The 18,354-nt window shown below is 62.6% G+C and carries 18 protein-coding genes; 6 read left to right on the top strand and 12 right to left on the bottom strand.

The features are described 5' to 3' along the window. Positions 1 to 52: 52 nt before the first annotated feature. The 6 genes from EJI00_RS23725 to EJI00_RS23700 all read right to left on the bottom strand — a co-directional run bounded on the left by EJI00_RS23725 (position 53) and on the right by EJI00_RS23700 (position 4,224). Positions 53 to 412, bottom strand: a complete 360-nt coding sequence (locus tag EJI00_RS23725; RefSeq protein ID WP_126749930.1) for a hypothetical protein — start codon at positions 410 to 412, stop codon at positions 53 to 55. Next, positions 409 to 897: a hypothetical protein gene (locus EJI00_RS23720; protein ID WP_221885062.1), complete on the bottom strand. Its 489-nt coding sequence runs from the start codon at positions 895 to 897 to the stop codon at positions 409 to 411. Before EJI00_RS23720 ends, EJI00_RS23725 begins: the two co-directional genes overlap by 4 nt. A 461-nt stretch (positions 898 to 1,358) precedes the next feature. Further along, the gene (locus tag EJI00_RS23715; RefSeq protein WP_126749929.1) at positions 1,359 to 1,667 is read right to left on the bottom strand and encodes a hypothetical protein; all 309 of its coding nucleotides are present in this window, start codon (positions 1,665 to 1,667) and stop codon (positions 1,359 to 1,361) included. A gap of 406 nt (positions 1,668 to 2,073) precedes the next feature. Then, positions 2,074 to 2,730, bottom strand: a complete 657-nt coding sequence (locus EJI00_RS23710; protein WP_126749928.1) for a VC1465 family Xer recombination activation factor — start codon at positions 2,728 to 2,730, stop codon at positions 2,074 to 2,076. A gap of 664 nt (positions 2,731 to 3,394) precedes the next feature. Then, positions 3,395 to 3,625, bottom strand: coding sequence for a hypothetical protein (locus EJI00_RS23705; RefSeq protein WP_126749927.1), 231 nt, complete (start codon positions 3,623 to 3,625; stop codon positions 3,395 to 3,397). Next, on the bottom strand, positions 3,622 to 4,224 hold the full coding sequence (locus EJI00_RS23700; protein WP_260590828.1) for a VC1465 family Xer recombination activation factor: 603 nt from the start codon (positions 4,222 to 4,224) through the stop codon (positions 3,622 to 3,624). Before EJI00_RS23700 ends, EJI00_RS23705 begins: the two co-directional genes overlap by 4 nt. Before the next feature lie 184 nt (positions 4,225 to 4,408). Here EJI00_RS23700 and EJI00_RS23695 point away from each other — a divergent pair, with 184 nt between their 5' ends. Further along, positions 4,409 to 4,780: a hypothetical protein gene (locus EJI00_RS23695; protein ID WP_126749925.1), complete on the top strand. Its 372-nt coding sequence runs from the start codon at positions 4,409 to 4,411 to the stop codon at positions 4,778 to 4,780. A gap of 93 nt (positions 4,781 to 4,873) precedes the next feature. On the opposite strand, the gene EJI00_RS25555 is transcribed toward EJI00_RS23695, so the two are convergent. Continuing rightward, a complete protein-coding gene (locus tag EJI00_RS25555) occupies positions 4,874 to 6,430 on the bottom strand; it encodes a methyl-accepting chemotaxis protein (protein WP_312846487.1) in 1,557 nt (518 codons plus the stop codon). A gap of 236 nt (positions 6,431 to 6,666) precedes the next feature. Between EJI00_RS25555 and EJI00_RS23685 the strand changes: the two genes are divergently transcribed. Beyond that, entirely contained in the window at positions 6,667 to 9,894 is a 3,228-nt protein-coding gene (locus EJI00_RS23685) for a PAS domain S-box protein (protein WP_126749923.1), read from the top strand. A 62-nt stretch (positions 9,895 to 9,956) separates the two neighbouring features. Then, positions 9,957 to 10,568, top strand: a complete 612-nt coding sequence (locus EJI00_RS23680) for a hypothetical protein (protein WP_126749922.1) — start codon at positions 9,957 to 9,959, stop codon at positions 10,566 to 10,568. Between the two features lie 21 nt (positions 10,569 to 10,589). Here EJI00_RS23680 and EJI00_RS23675 read toward each other — a convergent pair whose 3' ends face one another. Continuing rightward, positions 10,590 to 11,468, bottom strand: coding sequence for an aldo/keto reductase family oxidoreductase (locus tag EJI00_RS23675; protein ID WP_126749921.1), 879 nt, complete (start codon positions 11,466 to 11,468; stop codon positions 10,590 to 10,592). 113 nt (positions 11,469 to 11,581) lie between these two features. Here EJI00_RS23675 and EJI00_RS23670 point away from each other — a divergent pair, with 113 nt between their 5' ends. Continuing rightward, positions 11,582 to 12,481, top strand: coding sequence for a LysR family transcriptional regulator (locus tag EJI00_RS23670; RefSeq protein WP_126749920.1), 900 nt, complete (start codon positions 11,582 to 11,584; stop codon positions 12,479 to 12,481). A gap of 70 nt (positions 12,482 to 12,551) precedes the next feature. Here EJI00_RS23670 and EJI00_RS23665 read toward each other — a convergent pair whose 3' ends face one another. Both EJI00_RS23665 and EJI00_RS23660 read right to left on the bottom strand, forming a co-directional pair. Beyond that, positions 12,552 to 14,075 (bottom strand): tripartite tricarboxylate transporter permease, encoded by a 1,524-nt coding sequence (locus EJI00_RS23665; RefSeq protein ID WP_126749919.1) that lies wholly within the window; start codon positions 14,073 to 14,075, stop codon positions 12,552 to 12,554. 10 nt (positions 14,076 to 14,085) lie between these two features. Continuing rightward, positions 14,086 to 14,472 carry a tripartite tricarboxylate transporter TctB family protein gene (locus EJI00_RS23660; RefSeq protein ID WP_126749918.1) on the bottom strand — a complete coding sequence of 129 codons (387 nt, stop codon included), beginning with the start codon at positions 14,470 to 14,472 and terminating at the stop codon, positions 14,086 to 14,088. Between the two features lie 302 nt (positions 14,473 to 14,774). Here EJI00_RS23660 and EJI00_RS23655 point away from each other — a divergent pair, with 302 nt between their 5' ends. After that, the gene (locus tag EJI00_RS23655) at positions 14,775 to 15,944 is read left to right on the top strand and encodes an SMP-30/gluconolactonase/LRE family protein (protein ID WP_126749917.1); all 1,170 of its coding nucleotides are present in this window, start codon (positions 14,775 to 14,777) and stop codon (positions 15,942 to 15,944) included. A gap of 3 nt (positions 15,945 to 15,947) precedes the next feature. Here the strand turns inward: EJI00_RS23655 and EJI00_RS25480 are convergent, their stop codons facing one another. Next, positions 15,948 to 16,247 (bottom strand): hypothetical protein, encoded by a 300-nt coding sequence (locus tag EJI00_RS25480; protein ID WP_260590827.1) that lies wholly within the window; start codon positions 16,245 to 16,247, stop codon positions 15,948 to 15,950. Positions 16,248 to 16,502: 255 nt separating this feature from the next. Continuing rightward, on the bottom strand, positions 16,503 to 16,919 hold the full coding sequence (locus tag EJI00_RS25475) for a hypothetical protein (protein WP_260590826.1): 417 nt from the start codon (positions 16,917 to 16,919) through the stop codon (positions 16,503 to 16,505). On the opposite strand from EJI00_RS25475, the gene EJI00_RS23645 reads away from it, so the two are divergent. Next, on the top strand, positions 16,918 to 18,351 hold the full coding sequence (locus EJI00_RS23645) for a diguanylate cyclase (RefSeq protein WP_260590825.1): 1,434 nt from the start codon (positions 16,918 to 16,920) through the stop codon (positions 18,349 to 18,351). The two genes, EJI00_RS25475 and EJI00_RS23645, sit on opposite strands and share 2 nt — an antisense overlap. Positions 18,352 to 18,354: the final 3 nt, after the last annotated feature.

The raw sequence follows: 18,354 nt of genomic DNA, 5'->3' as shown, positions 1-18,354 counted from the left end.
GCTAGATCATCAAACGCGCGCCCGAAGAAAAAGACGTCGATTCTTGCTCTACTCAGAAGGGCAAGTCGTCAATTATGTCGTCTAGCATTTGATCTACGCCATAGAGCCTCTCGGAAACCACCATATACAGCTCAGAAAAAGTTGATTTGGCTTCTCGTGTACCAATCTCCCAATCTTTGTAGGTCACCATGGCAACGTCCTCCCAATCGCCACCTTCAAAATAAACCAAATTTTCAGGGGAAGACACGTTAGGGTAATACCATAGGATGACGCCATCCGAATTTTTCGTCATCGACCAGACATATTTACCCTTGTAGACAAAAAACAGTTCTCCACCGGCACCTTTCTGCACCAGGGAGATGTTGCTTCGATTTGCAATCATCGAATTTACCGCTTGAACTATTTTGCTCATAGATTCACCTCAAAATTGCTGACCTGAATTGTCCTGATTTTTTCGCGTAGCTCGCTTACTAAGGCTCGTTTTAGCGGTTCAGACAACTTCCTGCCTGCAAGACTCTCAAATTTTGCAGAAAGCCCAGGCATCGCATGGACTAGGCGGCTATTGCCAGAAATTTGCCCTGCAATCTCGTGCAAAATATTTCTTATTTCTTCGACTTCGCTAGCTTCATTCGCGTTGTATTCATTTAATCGCTCCAGTTTCTCCTTTAGCTCCCCCAAGGTTAACTGATACGAAAAATCGAGTAAAAGTGCAAAGGCAGAAGATATTTTGTGGCGATTTTTTAACCAAAGGAAAATTGCCAAAAGCGACGCTGCGAGGGTAGCAAGATTTGCCACTCCAGCCAACATGTCAAGCCAGAACTTTAAGTTATCCGGGGTCGCCGACGGGGCGGACAAGGCACCAGAACTGGTTTGCGCCGGTTTTGGCGCATCTTGCATGATCGATGCGGCTTGGACCGGTGTCGGCCTCTGCACCGACTCAACCCCGGTGGCGTTTTGGCCATGGCAAGTACTGCATGTCACGCAGATTGTTAGCGCTAACGCGGCTCTTATTTTCATAAAGCGGCCTGCAACATCCTTACATGAAGCTGGTTGTAATTGTTAGTAAAGCACATTGTGCCTGCCTCAACCGTGAGCGGGCGAGCTTTTAGGTGTCTCTGAGTTGATAGCACAACTTTTCTGATGTTCTTCCGTGCGATGAGATCCCGGCGTTCAAGCAACAAGTGCACCCAGTCATCCGAAACACAATGTGCATTTCCGGCTTGATTTTTTAGGCACTGAATTTCCTTCAATGCCAGACGTAATTAAACGTCAATTCAATACCGCTTAGCAATACGCGATTTCTGTCCGCGCAGAAACACGCAGCCAGGCCCGCGAGAAGCAATTGGGGGAGGGTACCTTCAGTCAATTCGGGCACCGCTTTGCAGGGGCGCTTCGCCCCCTCCCTGCGCTTCGCTCCGCCCCCCGAACTGCCTGGCCGGCGTAACAGTCCCACGGCCGTCGTAATCCACGCCCGCAGCCCGCAGCGCCTCCTCATACCCCTCGACGGCGAGAGACAGCCGCTCCAACGCACCAGCCAACAGAATATCGACCGTGCCACCCTCGGGCAGCAACTGATCACGCAGCTCACCGAACGCCTGCGCCTCAGACTGAGCACCCATCAAATTACGGAATACGGCACCCACACCGCTAGACTCACGATTAGCCATTTCAGCTCTCCTACAGTTGAATTTGGTTAGGCCCTCGGGCGTGCTCGACACACCCCCGGGGACCGACTTTTTTACGCTTTGGGGACCACCTCCTTTTCGTCGACGAGGACAACCCCTGCACCCTCGGTGACCTCAGACCACACCTGTGCAGCGACCGCTGCCACATCAACCTCAGTGTTAAGTTTTGTTAGGTCAGACTTGCGAGGCCTGCCACGCTTCTTCCCCGCAGGAGCAGGCTCGACAGCAGGTGGCGCGGGAAGGGCACCAGAACGCACCAGGAGGCCCTGCAACAGGCCCGGGCTCCCCGAGGCCGCCCCAGGAGCGAATCGACGCTTAAAGGCCATTTCGTAGGTCCGAGACGAGACCCCCCGATTAATGGCCTTGCTGGCCAGACGCGATGTGCGTTTCACGGCAATCCCCCCTTAAAAGTTAGTGGCCGCTGATCCTTGGCTATGGAATCGATAGCAGAGAAGCCAAGAACGACGCCGCTTCGATAATTCTGTGTTCTAAAGTGTTTTAAGAATAAATTAAGGGCCGGCGCTGCGCGCCGCCCCTCGGCTTCGCCTGCGGGGCCGGGCTCTGCGCTCCGGCCGGAGCGTCCTCGTACCTCGGCCGCACCCGTCCGCCGCTCCGCACCCTGTGCCTCGATAGTTCGCTCAAGGGCGTTCGCACGCTCGTACTCAGCCTTGAAACCACGGGCCTGACGCACGAGCAGCGACCACCACGCACCATCGGAAGGATCGAACCCGAAGCCCTCGGGCGTCCACAGCTTGCCGCTGTGCATGTGCCAGCCTGGCCAGCCCGGCAGCTCAAAGCGGTTCAAGATCCGGAGCAGCTTGTAGGCGGCATAGGGCACCGCGGTTTTGCCTGAAAACCACGCATAGACGGTGCGCTCGGTGACCTGAAGAGTTCGCGCCACGTCCGGCACCTTTAGGCCCGCATCGAGGCATAGAACCCTGAACCGAGCAGCAATAGAAGCACGAGCATCAGCGTCTTTTCGGGGTGGTCGTCCGGTGGTCTTTGGATAACACAATGTGCACTTTTTTTTAGTTTTCTTGCTCACTGAATTTCCTTCAATTAGACACCAATTGAAGACAGCTTTGCAAAGCGCGAATTAGCTCCTGCGGTGCACGAGCAATTAGCCACGCGGCAAAGACCAGCGGAAGTGTTGCCTCAGTCAATTCGGGCTCCGGCTTTGCAGGGGCGCTTCGCCCCCTCCCTGCGCTTCGCTCCGGCCCCCGAGAAGCCACATCGACGCCACGGCTGCGAGAGGATCTCGAGCAGATGATTCAATCGGCCTCGGGAGCCTCAGCGAGGCCTTAGCGGGGGGTTTGGCACGGCGCGCCTCCGCGTTGGCATGCTCACGCCTCAGCCTGCCGGCCTCATAGCCCGGCCTGAAGCCCTTGGGGACCTCAGCAAGCCGCTCAACCGCCCATTGATCAGACCGCGGCCACATTCGAGCATGGACCAACCCCTCGAAGACCTGCGCCAACGATTCCCCAAACTGCTCAGCGGTAGGCCACTCAGCGGGGTCACGCTCCTGCAGGGCCATGTGCGCAGCAACTTGGAATGCCTCCTCGCCAAGCTTTGCAGCCCGGGCAGCAGTCCAAGAACCAAACAGGCCAGAGGCCCGCGTAATAGACTCACGTTCAGCCATTTCGACTCTCCATCAGTTGAATTTGGTTAGGGCCAAAGGGGTGTTACCGCACCTCCCACGGCCCGACTAATCACTCTTTGCCCAGCTTGGTATCTCGACCCTCCACGTAGTCCTCAACCACCTGCATGGCCTCCTGAACCCGCTTGGGCACCTTGACCCGCACCTCGGCAGGCATGCGAGGCGAGACCGCCGGCGATCGATCCAACAACGCAAACAGAAGAGGGCGGGCAAACCCGTTCTTCCTCGCACGAGCTTCACGGGCGAGCACGTCATGAGCATGCTCGTTTCGGGTCTTGGTCATGGGTACCTCGCATTCCACGTTACGAAATTTGGAGACTTTGCCGGCACTGCCAACAAGCCCGCTACAGAGGGACCTGTCGTGAAGTGTCTTAGTAATAAATTGGGCGGCGCTTCGCGCCGCCCGGCTGCTTCGCTAGCCGGGCGCGGCACTTCGCGCTCGCCGGCTCGCACGTCGCAAGCTAGTGCGGCCGGCGCGCGCTCAGCGCCTTCCGCCAGTGCCCGCTCAAGCTCGCCGGAGCGGTCGTAGAGCTTCCGGAAGGCCCGAGCCTGCCGAACGAGCAAGGCCCACCATGCGCCGTCCTGCGGCTCGAAACCGAACCCCTCGGGCGTCCACAGCTTGCCGCTGTGCATGTGCCAGCCTGGCCAGCCCGGCAGCTCAAAGCGGTTCAAGATCCGGAGCAGCTTGTAGGCGGCATAGGGCACCGCGGTTTTGCCTGAAAACCACGCATAGACGGTGCGCTCGGTGACCTGAAGAGTTCGCGCCACGTCCGGCACCTTTAGGCCCGCATCGAGGCATAGAACCCTGAACCGAGCAGCAATAGAAGCACGAGCATCAGCGTCTTTTCGGGGTGGTCGTCCGGTGGTCTTTGGATAACACAATGTGCATTATGTTAAATGAAATGTGTTGAGCTCCGCGCTGATTGGCTAAACCGTCTACTAAAAAGTGTTGACTTCATCGGCACGGTGACATTTGCCAACGTTCTTCACCGTCGCGATGTACGCGGCACCGCATGGCAAGGCGTTGACTAAGCGTCAGGGCTATGTCTCGCCCTCAGGAGTTGAAATGACTTTTCCCCGAGCCGCTCTCAAGTTAGGTGCCGCAAGTCTCGTTGCTGCCGCAGCCTTGTTCACCGCCGCATCGGCCAATGCGGGCACCAGCTGGTCTATTGGTATCAACTTGCCCGGCGTAGCCGTAAGCGAACCCGCACCGGTCTATTACGAGCCGGCGCCTGTCTACTCGAGGCCGGCCCCGACTTACTACCAGCCTGCACAGCCGGTTTACTCCGTGCCGGCACCTGTCTACTACGAACCTGGCTCTCGTTGGGAGGAGCGCCGCGCGCAACGATGGGAAGAGCGTCGCGCAGAGCGCCGTGAGTGGCGGCGTCAGCAGTGGGAGCGCGAGCAGTACCGCCGCTACTACGAGGATCGCGATTGATGTTGGCGGTGTCGATCCGTGCAAGGCGCAAAAAGTCCTGTCTCGCCGCACCGTATGACTGAACCGGCCATAGGTGCCCTCCGAAGAGACCTCTCAGGCAGGCGCCAGTTCTCGCCGCCCCCCGTCCAGCCTGAAGACACCCACCAACTGAGACAGACTGCCCGCCTGGTCCTGCAGCGAGGCGGCCGCGGCTGCGGCTTCTTCCACCAGAGCGGCGTTCTGCTGGGTGACCTGGTCCATCTGCGTGATGGCCTGGTTGATCTGCTCGATACCGGTCGTCTGCTCCTGGCTGGCGGCGGCGATCTCGCCCATGATGTCGGTCACCCGGCGCACGCTCGCGACAATTTCATCCATCGTCTGGCCCGCTTCAGCCACCTTCTGGCTGCCGGCCTCGACCTTGCCGACGGAGTCGTCGATCAAGCCCTTGACTTCCTTGGCCGCCGCGGCCGAGCGCTGCGCAAGATTGCGTACCTCTGCCGCCACCACCGCGAAGCCCCTGCCCTGCTCGCCGGCGCGCGCCGCCTCCACTGCGGCGTTCAGCGCCAGGATGTTGGTCTGGAATGCGATGCCATCGATCACCGCGATGATGTCCACGATCTTGCGCGAGGATGAGTTGATCGATCCCATCGTGTCGACCACCTCGTTCACGACGCTGCCGCCGCGCACCGCCACTTCAGACGCCGAGGCCGCGAGCTGGTTGGCTTGGCGGGCGTTGTCCGCGTTCTGCTTGACGGTAGAGGTCAACTCTTCCATGGAGGCGGCGGTTTGCTGGAGTGAGCTTGCCTGCTGCTCGGTTCGTGACGACAAGTCCTGGTTGCCGGAAGCGATCTGGCCGGAAGCCGTGGCAATCGTGTCGGTGCCTTGGCGCACGTCCCCAACCACCTTCGAAAGGTTGTCGTTCATCGACTTGAGTGCCGCCAGCAGCTGACCGACCTCGTCGCGCGTGTTGCTGACGATTCGTGTGGTCAGGTCGCCCGACGCCACCCGCTCCGCCAATCGGAGCGCATCGCGCATCGGACGCACGATCCCGACGGTCAGCCGCCATGCGCACAAGGCACCCGCCAGCAGCGCAACAGCGGACAGGCAGATCACGACCCAGCGGCTGCTGCGATGGATCTGCTGGATTTCGCGGGCCTTCGCGTCAATCTGCACGCGCTGGTTTTCTGCGATCTGCTGCACGGCCTTGCCGTAGACCTGAAGCGCGGCCTGGTATTCCGTGTCGGCCAACCTGCCGGCCGCTTCGCCGTCGCCGGCCGCTTTCAGCTTGTTGATTGTCGCGAGGTGGGCCAGCACCGCCTTGCGGGCCTCGACCACCTCGCCGAACGACTTCTTCTCTTCCGGCGTGATGAGCAGCCTGCCCATCTCCTCTTGAACCGGGTTGATCGACGCCACCCCCTCGGTCAGGTTCTTCTTGAAGTAGGCTTCATTCGCGCTGTCGGTGGCCTTGGCCATGCCAAAGGAGTGAACGATGCTTGGGCCGAGCAGGTTGGCCCACCGGTTTGCGACGCGTTCCTTGACCAGCGCTTCGTCGACCATCACGCGGGCCGAGTGAGCCACGGCATTCAGCCGGATCAGGGCGACGCCGGAAACCAGCATCATCAGCAACAAGATGGCGGCAAAGCCTCCGCTGAGGCGGACGCCGATTTTCATATCTCGCAAGTGCATGGAACTCTTTCTTTCGCAAATGAGGGGCCTGTCCGGTAGGGAGTGGAACTCCGGGCGCTGGGGTCCCAGGGCCGGCCACATCTGGTTATCGGCAACCAAGCCGAAAGTTGAAGGCCTGCGGTGAGATGTAGGTCGAACGCCCGTTCAGTTCGCACCGTTGGCTGACGCGCGCTACGGGCTACGATGGCAAGCCTGTGAGCATCCAGACAGGAGACATCGACATGGGTCAGCCCCGTGCAGTACAGCAGCCTGGCGATCTGCCGGATTCGTGGGTTCCAGTGGCCGCGATCCTCGATGCGGTCGGGCAGGCGGTCATCGTCAAGGACGAGGCCTCGCGGTTTGTGCACCTCAACCGGCGGGCTTGCGAGCTGCTCAACGTGTCGCTCGATCGCGCACGCGGAAAGACGGACCGGGATTTCCTTCCGCGCGTGGAGGCCGATCGAATCAGGGCGGTCGATCTCCAGATTCTCGCCAGTGGAGAAAGCCGCAGTTTCGAGGAAGAAATCACCACGGAGGACGGATCGACCAGAACCCTGGTCACGCTCAAGCAAGCGGTCGATCTCGCGGATTCCGGCGGCAAGCTGCTCGTGGCCGTGATTTCCGACGTGACCGACCTGCGCACGGCCGAGCGGGTGCTCCGGGCCAGCGAGGCGCACTACCGCTCGTTCGTCGAACTGCACCCGCAGATCACCTGGACCGCCGATGCGACCGGCGCCATCACCGAGGTTGGACCGGGCTGGCCGACGCTCACCGGCAATTCGGTCGAGAAGACGCTGGGCTCGGGCTGGGAATGCGCCTTGCACACCGACGATCTCGAACGCGTCAGAACGCAATGGATCGACTCGGTGGCCCGCGGCATTCCGTTCGACGCCGAATACAGGGTGCGCAGCGCCGCAGACGGAAGGTACCGATGGTTCAGGGCCCGGGCGGCCCCCCGTCGGAACGAGAACCATGCCATCGTGCGCTGGTACGGTTTGCTCGAGGACGTTCACCAGCACCGAATCGCAATCGAAGCTCTGCGCGAGAGCGAGTCGCTGTTCCGCCTCATCGCCGACAGCGTGCCGGTGATGATGTGGCTCACCGATCAGCGCGGCGAGGCCACCTTCCACAGCCGGCTGTGGCTCGAGGTGACGGGCCAGACGGAGACCGAGTCGCTCGGTGCAGGTTGGACCCGGGCCATTCATCCCGAAGACCGCGCCTCGGTGCTGAGGCAGTTCGAGGCGGCAAGCGCCCAGCGGATTCCGGTTCAGCTCGACTACAGGCTGCGCCGGTCGGATGGCAGCTGGGCCTGGGTCATCGACACCGGCGCGCCCCGGCTTTCGCCTGACGGAGGGTTCCTCGGTTACGCCGGCTCCATTCTCGACGTCACCGACCGGCGCGAGGCCGAAGCCGCGCTGCGCGAGAGCGAAGCTTCTATTCGGAGCATCTTCGACAGCAGCCCCGATTGCATCAGCATGCTCGACCTGTCGGGCAATACGCTTTTGATGAACAAGGCGGCGCGGCGGATGATCGGGCTCGACGTCTCGGAACTCGCAAACCGCGAGGTGCTCGAGACGGTCTTTCCCGAAGGCCGGCTCCGGAAACTCAGCGCCATGTTCGACGTGGTGCGCGCCGGCGGCACGTCCAGGCTGGAGGTGGATGCCATCGACGCCCAGGGCGTGCACCGATGGCTCGATGTCATCGGCGCACCCGTGCTGGACGCATCGGGCACGCCGATCCGGATGGTGAGCATCTGGCGCGACATCAGCGAGGCCAAGGCGGCGCGCAACGATGCCGTGGTGGCGCAGCAGCAGGCGGAACGTGCGGCGACGCGGCTCTCTGCGGTTCTCGAGAACACGATGGACTGCGTGCTGGTCGTCGACCATGCATGGCGCATCACGTACATGAACGAGAACGCCCGCCGGTTCCTCAGGCTCGGCGAGGAAGCCGTGAACGCAAGGCTGTGGGACCTCTTCCCCGCCGAGGTCGAAAGCCTGTTCGGCGACTACTTTCGGCAGGCGACCGCGGGCAACAAGGCCGTGTCGTTCGAGGAATTCGTACCGGCGACGCAGGTGTGGCTCGAGGTCCATGCCTCGCCCACCGAGGAGGGCCTGTCGATTTTCTTCCGCGACACCACCGCACGCCGCAAGGCGGAGCAGGAGCGCCTCCACGCCCAGAGCCAGGTCTCCCACATGGCCCGCCACGACGTTCTCACCGGCTTGCCCAACCGCCTGGCATTCCGCGAGGCGCTGCAGCAGCACTTGAACGATGCGGGCGCGCGCGGGACTTTGGTGGCCGTGCTGACGCTGGATCTCGACGGCTTCAAGGCGGTCAACGATGCTTACGGTCATTCGGTGGGCGACATCTTGCTCCAGGAGGTCGCGCAGCGCCTGCGGCTTGGCCTTGCGGGCGACGAGCACTCGCTTGCGCGACTCGGCGCGGACGAGTTCGCGGTCGGCTGTTTCGGGTTGCCGCATCCCGACGCGGCGATCGAGATCGCGCGCCGCCTCATGGCGAGCCTGCTCGGGCCCTTCGACCTGGGCGGGAACAAGGTGAGTATCGGGGCGAGCGTCGGTGTCGCCATGGCGCCGGACGACGGCAACACGGTCGACGAGATCAAGCGTGCCTCTGCCGCGGCACTCCACCGCGCCAAGGCTGCCGGCGGGAGAAGCCTCCGCAGGTACGCCAGGAGCATGGACGCCCACCTGCAAATGCGCCAGGCCCTGAAGCTCTCGATGCGCGAGGCGCTCGCCCACGGGGAGTTCGAGGTCCACTTCCAGGCGCTCGTGAGCCTCGCCTCCAATCGCTGCACCAGCTTCGAAGCGCTGGTGCGTTGGCGCCATCCGGAACGGGGAATGATCTCGCCGGCCGACTTCATTCCGATTGCGGAGGAGACAGGGCTGATCGTGGAACTTGGCGAATGGGTCCTTGGCGAGGCCTGCCGCGAGGCCGCCACCTGGCCCGATGGCATCGGCGTGGCGGTGAACCTTTCGCCGGTCCAGTTCGGCGCCGGCAACCTGATCGAGGTGATCAGGAACGCGCTCGATGCTTCCGCGCTCTCCCCTTCGCGCCTGCAACTCGAGATCACCGAGTCGGTGCTGCTCGGCAGCGACGACCAGAACCTGCGCACCCTGCAGCAGGTCCGGCAACTGGGCGTGAAGATCGCGATGGACGATTTCGGGACCGGGTACTCATCGCTGGGCTATCTGCGCAGCTTTCCGTTCGACAAGATCAAGGCAGACCGCAGCTTCATCGCCGATCTGCCCGACAGGAAGTCGCTCGCGATCATCCGGGCCGTGGCCGGCATCGGCACGAGCCTGGGCATTGCCACCACCGTGGAGGGTGTCGAAACCGAGGCGCAGCTGCAGATCATCCGGCAGGAAGGGTTCGACGAGGCGCAGGGTTACCTGTTCGCGCGGCCGGTCCCGGCCTCGCAGGTGCGCGGTGTCATTGCCTCGCGCAGGAATTGACTGAGGCACCACCTCCGCTTGCCGCCGGATTTGCCCCGCTGCGTGCTCTTCGCCGACCACCGATGGCGAATGCTGCGAATCGACCATGCGGGACAATTCTGCAAACCAACAAACATACTCGCCCTATGCCAATCGAGTTCTCACCCCAAGCCATCGGCGCAGTCCTTGCAGCCACCATTGCGGGAGGCATGAGCTTTCTCGGATCTGTGTTCAGCAAGGACCAGAAGACTTCGGAATTCCGCCAGGCATGGATCGACGGGTTGCGCTCCGAAATCTCGCAGCTGATCGCGCACGCCAACGCAATTCGAGGCGCTGCGGCAGTTGGCTATCCCGCCCGGAGTGAGCTTTACGACGCGGCCAAGGATCACTTCGTGGGGATCACCGTTGCCAAGACCAGCATCCTCCTTCGGCTGAACCCTTCAGAGGAGAACAGCGCGAAGTTGATCGGGCACGTCAATGCGCTTGAGAAGCTCATGGACACGAGTCCCATCGACCTCGCGGGCTGCCAGAAGGAAGAAGCGGCGCTTGTTGCGACGGCCCAGGCCGTGCTGAAGGGCGAATGGAGCCGCGTCAAGCGAGGCGAGCCGCTCTTTTTCATGACCAAGATCATCGGCCTGTTCGTGTTCCTGGGAGCTCCTCTCATACTTGGTGCCCGCTATTTCGGGTGGTTCTGAGGGATAAACCCAAACAACCCATCACCCGACAACCGGAGCAGCCACGCGGTCCAGCGCTTCGATCGCATCGGCCGGCAGTTCCAGCTTTCCGGCGGCCAGGTTTTCACGCAGGTGCCCGACCGACGAGGTTCCGGGAATCAGCAGGATGTTGGGCGAGCGTCGCAGGAGCCACGCCAGAGCCACTTGCATCGGCGTGGCGCCCAGACGCTGCGCGACCTCGGAAAGCCCTGCCGACTGCAGCGGCGTAAAGCCGCCGAGCGGAAAGAACGGAACGTACGGAATGCCGTCGCGTGCCAGGTCGTCGATCAGCGCGTCGTCGTTGCGATGCACGAGGTTGTACTGGTTCTGTACGCAGGCAATGCGGCAGATGCTGCGCCCCTCGGCGACCTGTGCGGGCGTCACGTTGCTCAGGCCGATGTGGCGCACCAGGCCTTGGCGCTGAAGCTCGGCCAATGCCGCGAGCGGCGCCTCGATCGATCCCTCGGCCGGGCCGTGCACATCGAACATGATGCGCAGGTTCACCACTTCCAGCACGTCCAGCCCAAGGTTGCGCAGGTTGTCGTGCACGGCCTGCGTCAGCTCCTCGGGCGAAAACGCAGGCAGCCACCCGCCTGTGTCGGAGCGCCGCGCCCCGATCTTGGTGACGAGGACGAGATCCTTCGCATAAGGCGCGAGTGCCTCGCGGATGAGCTGATTGGTGATGTGCGGGCCGTAGAAGTCGCTGGTGTCGATGTGATCGACGCCATTGGCGACCGCTTCGCGCAACACGGCCAGCGCCGCCTCGCGATCTTTCGGCGGGCCGAACACGCCGGGGCCGGCGAGCTGCATGGCGCCGTAGCCGAGCCGATGGACCGAACGGTCGCCGAGGGTGTAGGTGCTGGGGGTGTGCATGCTGGACATGATGTTTTTTCCTGGAGTTGAAGAGGTCAATGAAGTCGTGAAGCCAGTCTAGGCAGCCCGTCTCTGTTTGATAAGCCGCCATAATCGGCACGGGCTGTGCAGGATTCAGAACAATGAAAGTCGATCTCGAAGATCTCAACGCCTTCGTGGCGGTGGCCGGCGCCAAGGGCTTTCGCGACGGCGCGCGCCTGACCGGCGGTAGCGCATCGGGCCTGAGCGAGGCGGTGCGCCGGCTGGAAGCTCAACTCGGCGTACGCCTGCTTCACCGCACGACCCGCAGCGTGCGGCCGACAGAAGCGGGAGAACGCCTGCTCGAACGGCTGAGGCCCGCGCTCAGCGAGGTGGAGGCGGCGCTCGACGTGGTGAACGGCTTTCGCGACCGGCCCGCCGGCACGCTCAAGCTGAACGTGCCGATCAGCGCAGCTCGGCTCGTGCTGCCAGCGATCGTGCCGCGTTTCCTTGCGGCCTATCCCGACATCTCTCTCGAAGTGATTGCCGAGGATGGTTTCGTCGATGTGCTGGCCGCCGGTTGCGATGCCGGCATCCGCTATGACGAGCGGCTCGAGCAGGACATGGTCGCCGTGCCCATCGGCCCGCGCATCCAGCGTTTTGCCGTGGCGGCAGCGCCCTCCTACCTCGAGCGCCATGGCCGGCCCGAGCATCCGCGCGATCTGCTCGGCCACAACTGCTTGCGCGGCCGGTTCGCCAGCGGATCGATGCCGCCGTGGGAGTTCGAGCGCAACGGCGAAACCTTGCGCATCGACGTGACCGGGCAGCTGATCGTGCGGATCGGTGCGGCGGCGGATCTCTCGGTCGATGCGGCGCTTGCCGGTGCCGGCGTGGTGTACCTGTTCGAAGACTGGCTGCGGCCACACCTTGACAGCGGCGCGCTCGAACCTGTGCTCGAGCCTTGGTGGCTGCGCTTCTCCGGCCCCTTCCTCTACTACCCCGGTCGCCGGTTGCTGCCGGCGCCGCTAAGGGCTTTTGTGGACTTCATACAGCACGCGTCCTGACTGCGTTGCAGACGCGGCCGGTGCGATCGATGCGCCTTCGGTGCCACGAAGCCTCATCTACACGCCATAGTCACTCCTCGGCCAACACGCCGAGCACCACCCCCGTGCCGACATTCTTCTTTTGTGTCTTGATGACGAAGGCCACTACCTGCCAAACGGCGAAGACGGCAATCAGCGCCATGAGCGTGCCGCTGATGGGCCTGTTCACGAACACATTGAAGCTTCCGCGGCTCAGCAGCATCGCCCTGCGAAAGTTCTCCTCGAGCATCGGGCCGAGGATGAATCCGAGCATGAGCGGCGCGGCGTCCAGTTCGAGCCGCATGAACATGTAGCCCATGAAGCCGAAGGCGGACGTGATGAAGACGTCTTCTAGGTTGTTGTTGACGCTGTAGGTGCCAATGCAGCAGAAGAACAGGATCGACGGGAACAGCACGCTGTAGGGAATCTTGAACACCGAAAGCCAGTAGCGCACCAGCGGCACGTTCAGCACCAGCAAGAACACGTTGCCGATCCACATGCTGGCCACCAGGCCCCAGAACAGCTCGGGGTGGGCACCGATCATGTTGGGCCCCGGCTGAATGCCCTTGATGATGAACGCCGCGAGCATCAGCGCCATCACGGCGTTTTCGGGAATGCCGATGCTCATCAGCGGAATGAAGCTGGTGCGCGCGGCCGCTTCATCGGCGGCGGCCTGGCCGGCCACGCCCTCGATGCAGCCGGAGCCGATCTCATGCTTGTACTTGCTGACCTTCTTGTCGAGCGCATAGGCCGCGAATTGCGCGATGGTCGGGCCGCCGCCGGGCAAGATGCCCAGCAGCGAGCCGACCACGCTGCCGCGCAGCGCGCTCGGGATGATCCGCTTGAACTCCGCCCAAGTGGGAATGAGATTGATCCTGCCGTTGAAGGGTGAGCGCTCCTCGCGCGAGTCGAGGTTCTTGGTGATCTCGGCAATGCCGAAGCAGCCCAGTGCGATGCTCACAATGCCGACGCCGTCAGTCAAAAACGGCATGTCGAGCGTGAAGCGCGCCATGCCGCTGTTCACGTCGGTGCCAATCGTTCCCAGCAGCACGCCAATCATGCACATCGCCAGGCCGTTCAGCAGGCTGCCGGTGGTGACGAAGCTCACGCACACAAAGCCCACCAGCATCATCGCGACGTAGTCCGCGGGGCCGAACAGGAAGGCGACCTCGCCCAGCATCGGCGCGAAGAACGACAGCACCAGAATGGCGACCGTGCCGCCGATGAAGCTGGAGAAACCGGCCGTGAAGAGCGCCAGGCCGGTCTGCCCTTTCAGCGTCATCGCATACCCGTCGATGCAGGCCACGATGCTGCTCGCATGCGGGATCTTCATGGTGATGGCGCTCACGCTGTCGCCGTATTGCGCACCGTAGTAAATGCCGGCCAGCATGATGAGTGCGCCGGTCGTGGGAATGGAATAGGTCAGCGGCAGCAGCAGGCTGATGGTTGCCAGCGGACCGAGGCCCGGCAGCAGGCCCACCAGCGTTCCCACCGTGCAGCCGATGGCGCAGAACAGCAGGTTCTGCCAAGTGAGGGCGTACGAAAAGCCGAACGCCAGGTTGTTGAGGACTTCCATATCTCGCCCCTCAGAAAAGCGGCAGGTTCAAGCCGAGGAGCTTCTGAAGCGCAAACGCCATGGCGATCAGCCCGGCGGAAATCTTCACGTTGCGCATCCACGAGTTGGAGCTGCCGGCAAAGGCCGAGCAGAACACCATGAAGACGATGCCCACGGCCATGTCCAGGTACATGGAGATCAACGCGAAGCCGCAAAGGCTCGCGAGGATGAGTGCGATGTTCTTGAAATGAAGGTCCAGCCGCACCGGCTCGACGAAGAACGACCGCACCACGGTCGACACGCCGATCAGCAGCAGCAGGCTGCTCACCATCACCGGAAAAAGCCCCGGTCCGGCACGGCTCAGGTCCCCGATGGGATAGCGAAGGGCCGTGAGGCCGAAGGCCAGCGCGATTGCCATGAGGAAGAGTCCCCTGGCAAGATTTCTGTTTTTCATACGTGCCCGATGTAGTGGGTTGTCGAACGCAACGGGATGCTCTTGCGCCGGCCTGATCGCAATCTGACGCGGCCGCGAGGGGAACTACGTACCCGCCGACAACCGGCGCCGTTGACCGCGCTGGCTGGCTGATGTATCAAGCGAACCTGGAGACGCTCCGCCCTCCTCCAGCTTCTTCCATCCTTTTCACGGAGTGATTAGTGGCACAAGAAAAAGTCGATCCAGGTTCGAATAGTTGGGTACTACGCCGAAAGCTTCTTGGCGGCGTGGGAGCCGCGGTAGGCGCCTCCTTCGTCTTTCCGCGATGGACGCATGCGCAAGCTGCTTCCGGCAAGCCGGCTGCGCCGCCGAGCACCATCACCCAGCCGCCGCGCGACTTCGGCCCAGGCGGAGCCCCGACCACCTACTTCACCGACCCCGACGTGCTCACCGTCGAGCCGGCCTTCGATGGCCTGCGCCAGCCCAACGCACCCATCCAGCGGCTGTGGACCGGGGCGCTGTGGTCCGAAGGGCCGGCGTGGAATTCGGTCGGCCGCTTTCTGGTGTGGAGCGACATACCGAACAACCGCCAGTTGCGCTGGAGCGACGACGACGGGCACGTGAGCGTGTTTCGCGCGCCTTCCAACAACAGCAACGGCAATACCTTCGACTACCAGGGCAGGCAACTGTCCTGCGAGCACCTGACGCGGCGCGTGGTGCGCTACGAGCTCGACGGCTCAGTCACCATCCTCGCCTCCAGCTTCAACGGCAAACGGCTCAACTCGCCCAACGACATCGTTCCTCACCCTGACGGCAGCTACTGGTTCACCGATCCGCCCTACGGCGCCCAGCTCTACGAGGGCGCGGTCGACGCGCCGGGCGGGCCCGCGAACAAGGCCGGCCGGCTCAACCCGAGGCTCGGGCAGCCGCCCGAAATCGGCTCGTACAAGCGCGAACTGCCGACCGCGGTGTACCGCCTGGACAAGAGCGGCACGCTCACGCAGGTGGCTGGCGAAGACCTGGTGCCCGACCCGAACGGCCTGTGCTTCTCGCCGGACTTCAAGAAGCTCTACATCGTCAGCACCGGGCAAGGACCGGGCGACACCATTGCCGGCGGCAAGGGCGACATGTATGTGTTCGATGTCGGCTCGGACAACAAGCTCAGCAACGGCAAGCTCTTCAGCAACTTCATGGTCGACGGCGTGAAATGCGCGCCCGACGGCGTGCGCGCCGATGTCGATGGCAACCTGTGGTGCTCCAGCAATGCGGGCCGCAGCGTGGGCTACAGCGGCGTCACGGTGTGGACGCCGCAAGGCCGGCTCATCGGGCGTATCCGGCTGCCGGAAGTCTGCGGCAACATCTGCTTCGGCGGCCCCAAGCGCAACCGCCTCTTCATGGCGGCGAGCCAGTCGCTGTATGCCGTCTATACAGCGACACAGGGCGCAGCGCCGGGCTAGACGCTACTTCAAGGTGGCGCCGCCTCGCGCGAGATACTGACTCGAGAGGCGGGCAAACTGGCCGCCGTCGGTGCTGATCGAAGTCTGGTGGCTGCCACCCGGACTGAAGACAATCGCGAACGTGTGGGTATCGCCGTACTCCTGGGTATTGCTCAGCATGTAGTCGACATGGTTGTTCCGGTAGTGCTGATCGGTACCGTCGGGCGTGTCGGACGGCACGCCCATCGGTGTCTGCCACCACAGGATCGGGAGGCCATTGCCCAGGGCCGCCCGGTAGGCCGAGATCTGGCTTTGGGGCCGCAATGCGTTGGTACATCAGCCGGACCTTCGCCCAGTAGTTGTTCATGAAGGCGGCATCGTCGAGGATGCTCAGATTGCCCTCCCCGCTGGTTGCCATCTGGTAGAGCGTGAACATCGGAACCGCGCCGTAAGCCTGGATGGCCTGCGCGGTGTAGGTGACATAAGCGCCGTCCGGACTGTTCCAGCTGGGCCAGGCGCCTGCGCCAACGCCCACGAGATAGGTGTCGACGATATCCGGGTGAATGTCCTGGCTTTTCATCAGATCGATCGGACTGCCTGCGCCGAAAAGACATGATCATGAAAAGCGCTTTTTTGATTTGAAAAGAATCGACCGCGCATATGGCGCACGATCCATGCCCGCGTTGCCCTCGAAGAAAGGCACGCGAGTTCCCTCCAAAAGGTGACACGCAGCGTCGCTTCAGGCTCGACATGCGACAAAAAGGAAATGCCGCAGCGCAGGTAGAGACGGCGATCGACGTTTTTTGTAGAGTCGGGGCCTTCGATGAAAAAAGCGCCCTCTCCTCCGTCGCCCGAGACGGTTCCAGATCCGTCCATTGGCTCCAGGTCATCGAACGACGCGAGCTCCTTTGCCCGAAAAACGGACGCGCAAAGAAGCCGTGTCATCTTCGGCACTACTTTGTTTGTAGTCTTTGTGTGCGTGGCGCTGCTGGTCATGAACGCATGGCTGGTCATTCGCGCACGCACGGCAGAAAACGAGCAGATCACGCGGGCGAATACCAACCTCGCACGCGCGGTCAGCCAGCAGATCGACAGCACCGTCGCCCTGGCCGAACACATCATCTCGGGCATCGTCTTCGAGCTCGAGCGCGCGGACATCACGCCCGAGACGCTGCAGCGTCTTCAACCCGTTCTCGTGAACCATGCCTCCGAAGTCCAATCCATCAAGGGGCTCTTCATCTATGACGAGCAAGGCCGCTGGCTGGTTTATTCCGAGGCATCCCCGGCGGGTACCAAAAACAACTCGGACCGCGAGTACTTCATTTACCACCGGGCCAACCCGAGCGCGCGCACCCTGATCAGCGGGCCCATCGTGAGCCGCTCTTCGGGCGAATGGGTGATTCCCGTCTCGCGAAGGATCAACGACCCGGACGGCAACTTTGCCGGCGTGGTGCTGGTCACGCTCAGCGTCAAGCACCTGCTGAGCGTGCTGGACCGCTTTCAGATCGGCGACCAAGGAGCGATTGCGCTGTTCGGAGCGGGCCAGCTCCTGGTTCGCCGCCCCTTCAGGGAAGCCGATATGAACAGGCGCAACACCGATTCGCCGTTCCAGAAGCGCTTCCAGGCCTCACGCTCGGGCACTGTCGAAGGAAGATCGGCGATCGACGGCGTGACGCGGATCATCAGCTTCGAACACCTGCTGGACTACCCGCTCTTCGTGACCGTTGCCGTCGGCAAGGACGAGGCGCTGCAGGAATGGAAATCCGCATCGATCTATCAAACGACCTGGGTGGTCCTTCTGTGCCTGATCGTCGGCGTCTCAGGCCGCTACCTGATCCGGTCGATGCGAAGGCGGCTGGTGGCGGAACTGCATCTGCGCAGCGCCCGCGACGCACTGACCGAGGCCAATGAGCGCCTGGAACATCTTGCGCAGGAAGATGGGCTCACAGGCCTGGCCAACCGCCGCTACTTCGACGCCCGCCTGCTCTTCAACTTCCAGCAGGCGCTGGAAGGCCAGACGCCGCTGGCGGTTGTCATGGTCGATGTGGACGAGTTCAAGAAGTACAACGACCTGTACGGTCACCTTGAAGGCGATGAGTGCCTGCGCCGTATCGCCCACGCGCTGCGCTCGGCCGTGTGGCGCTCGGGCGACCTGGTCGCGCGCTACGGGGGCGAGGAAATGGTCCTGCTGCTGCCCGCGACCGACGCCGAAGGTGCGCTCGAAGTTGCGCAGAGGGCACGGCTGGCCGTGGCCGATCTGCGGATTCCCCATGCAGCGTCAGTGCTGGGCACGGTGTCCATCAGCCTTGGCGTGGCGGCCGGAGTGCCGCAGCCCGACAGCACGCCGTTCGAGCTTTTGAAAGCCGCGGACGAGGCGCTCTATCTTGCCAAGCAGGAGGGCCGAAACACGGTCATGGTGCGCGAATGAACT

Source organism: Variovorax sp. DXTD-1 (genome assembly GCF_003984625.1).
GTDB lineage: Bacteria > Pseudomonadota > Gammaproteobacteria > Burkholderiales > Burkholderiaceae_C > Variovorax.
The sequence above is the reverse complement of the archived record's forward strand: the minus strand, read 5'-3'. Positions and strand labels throughout refer to the sequence as shown.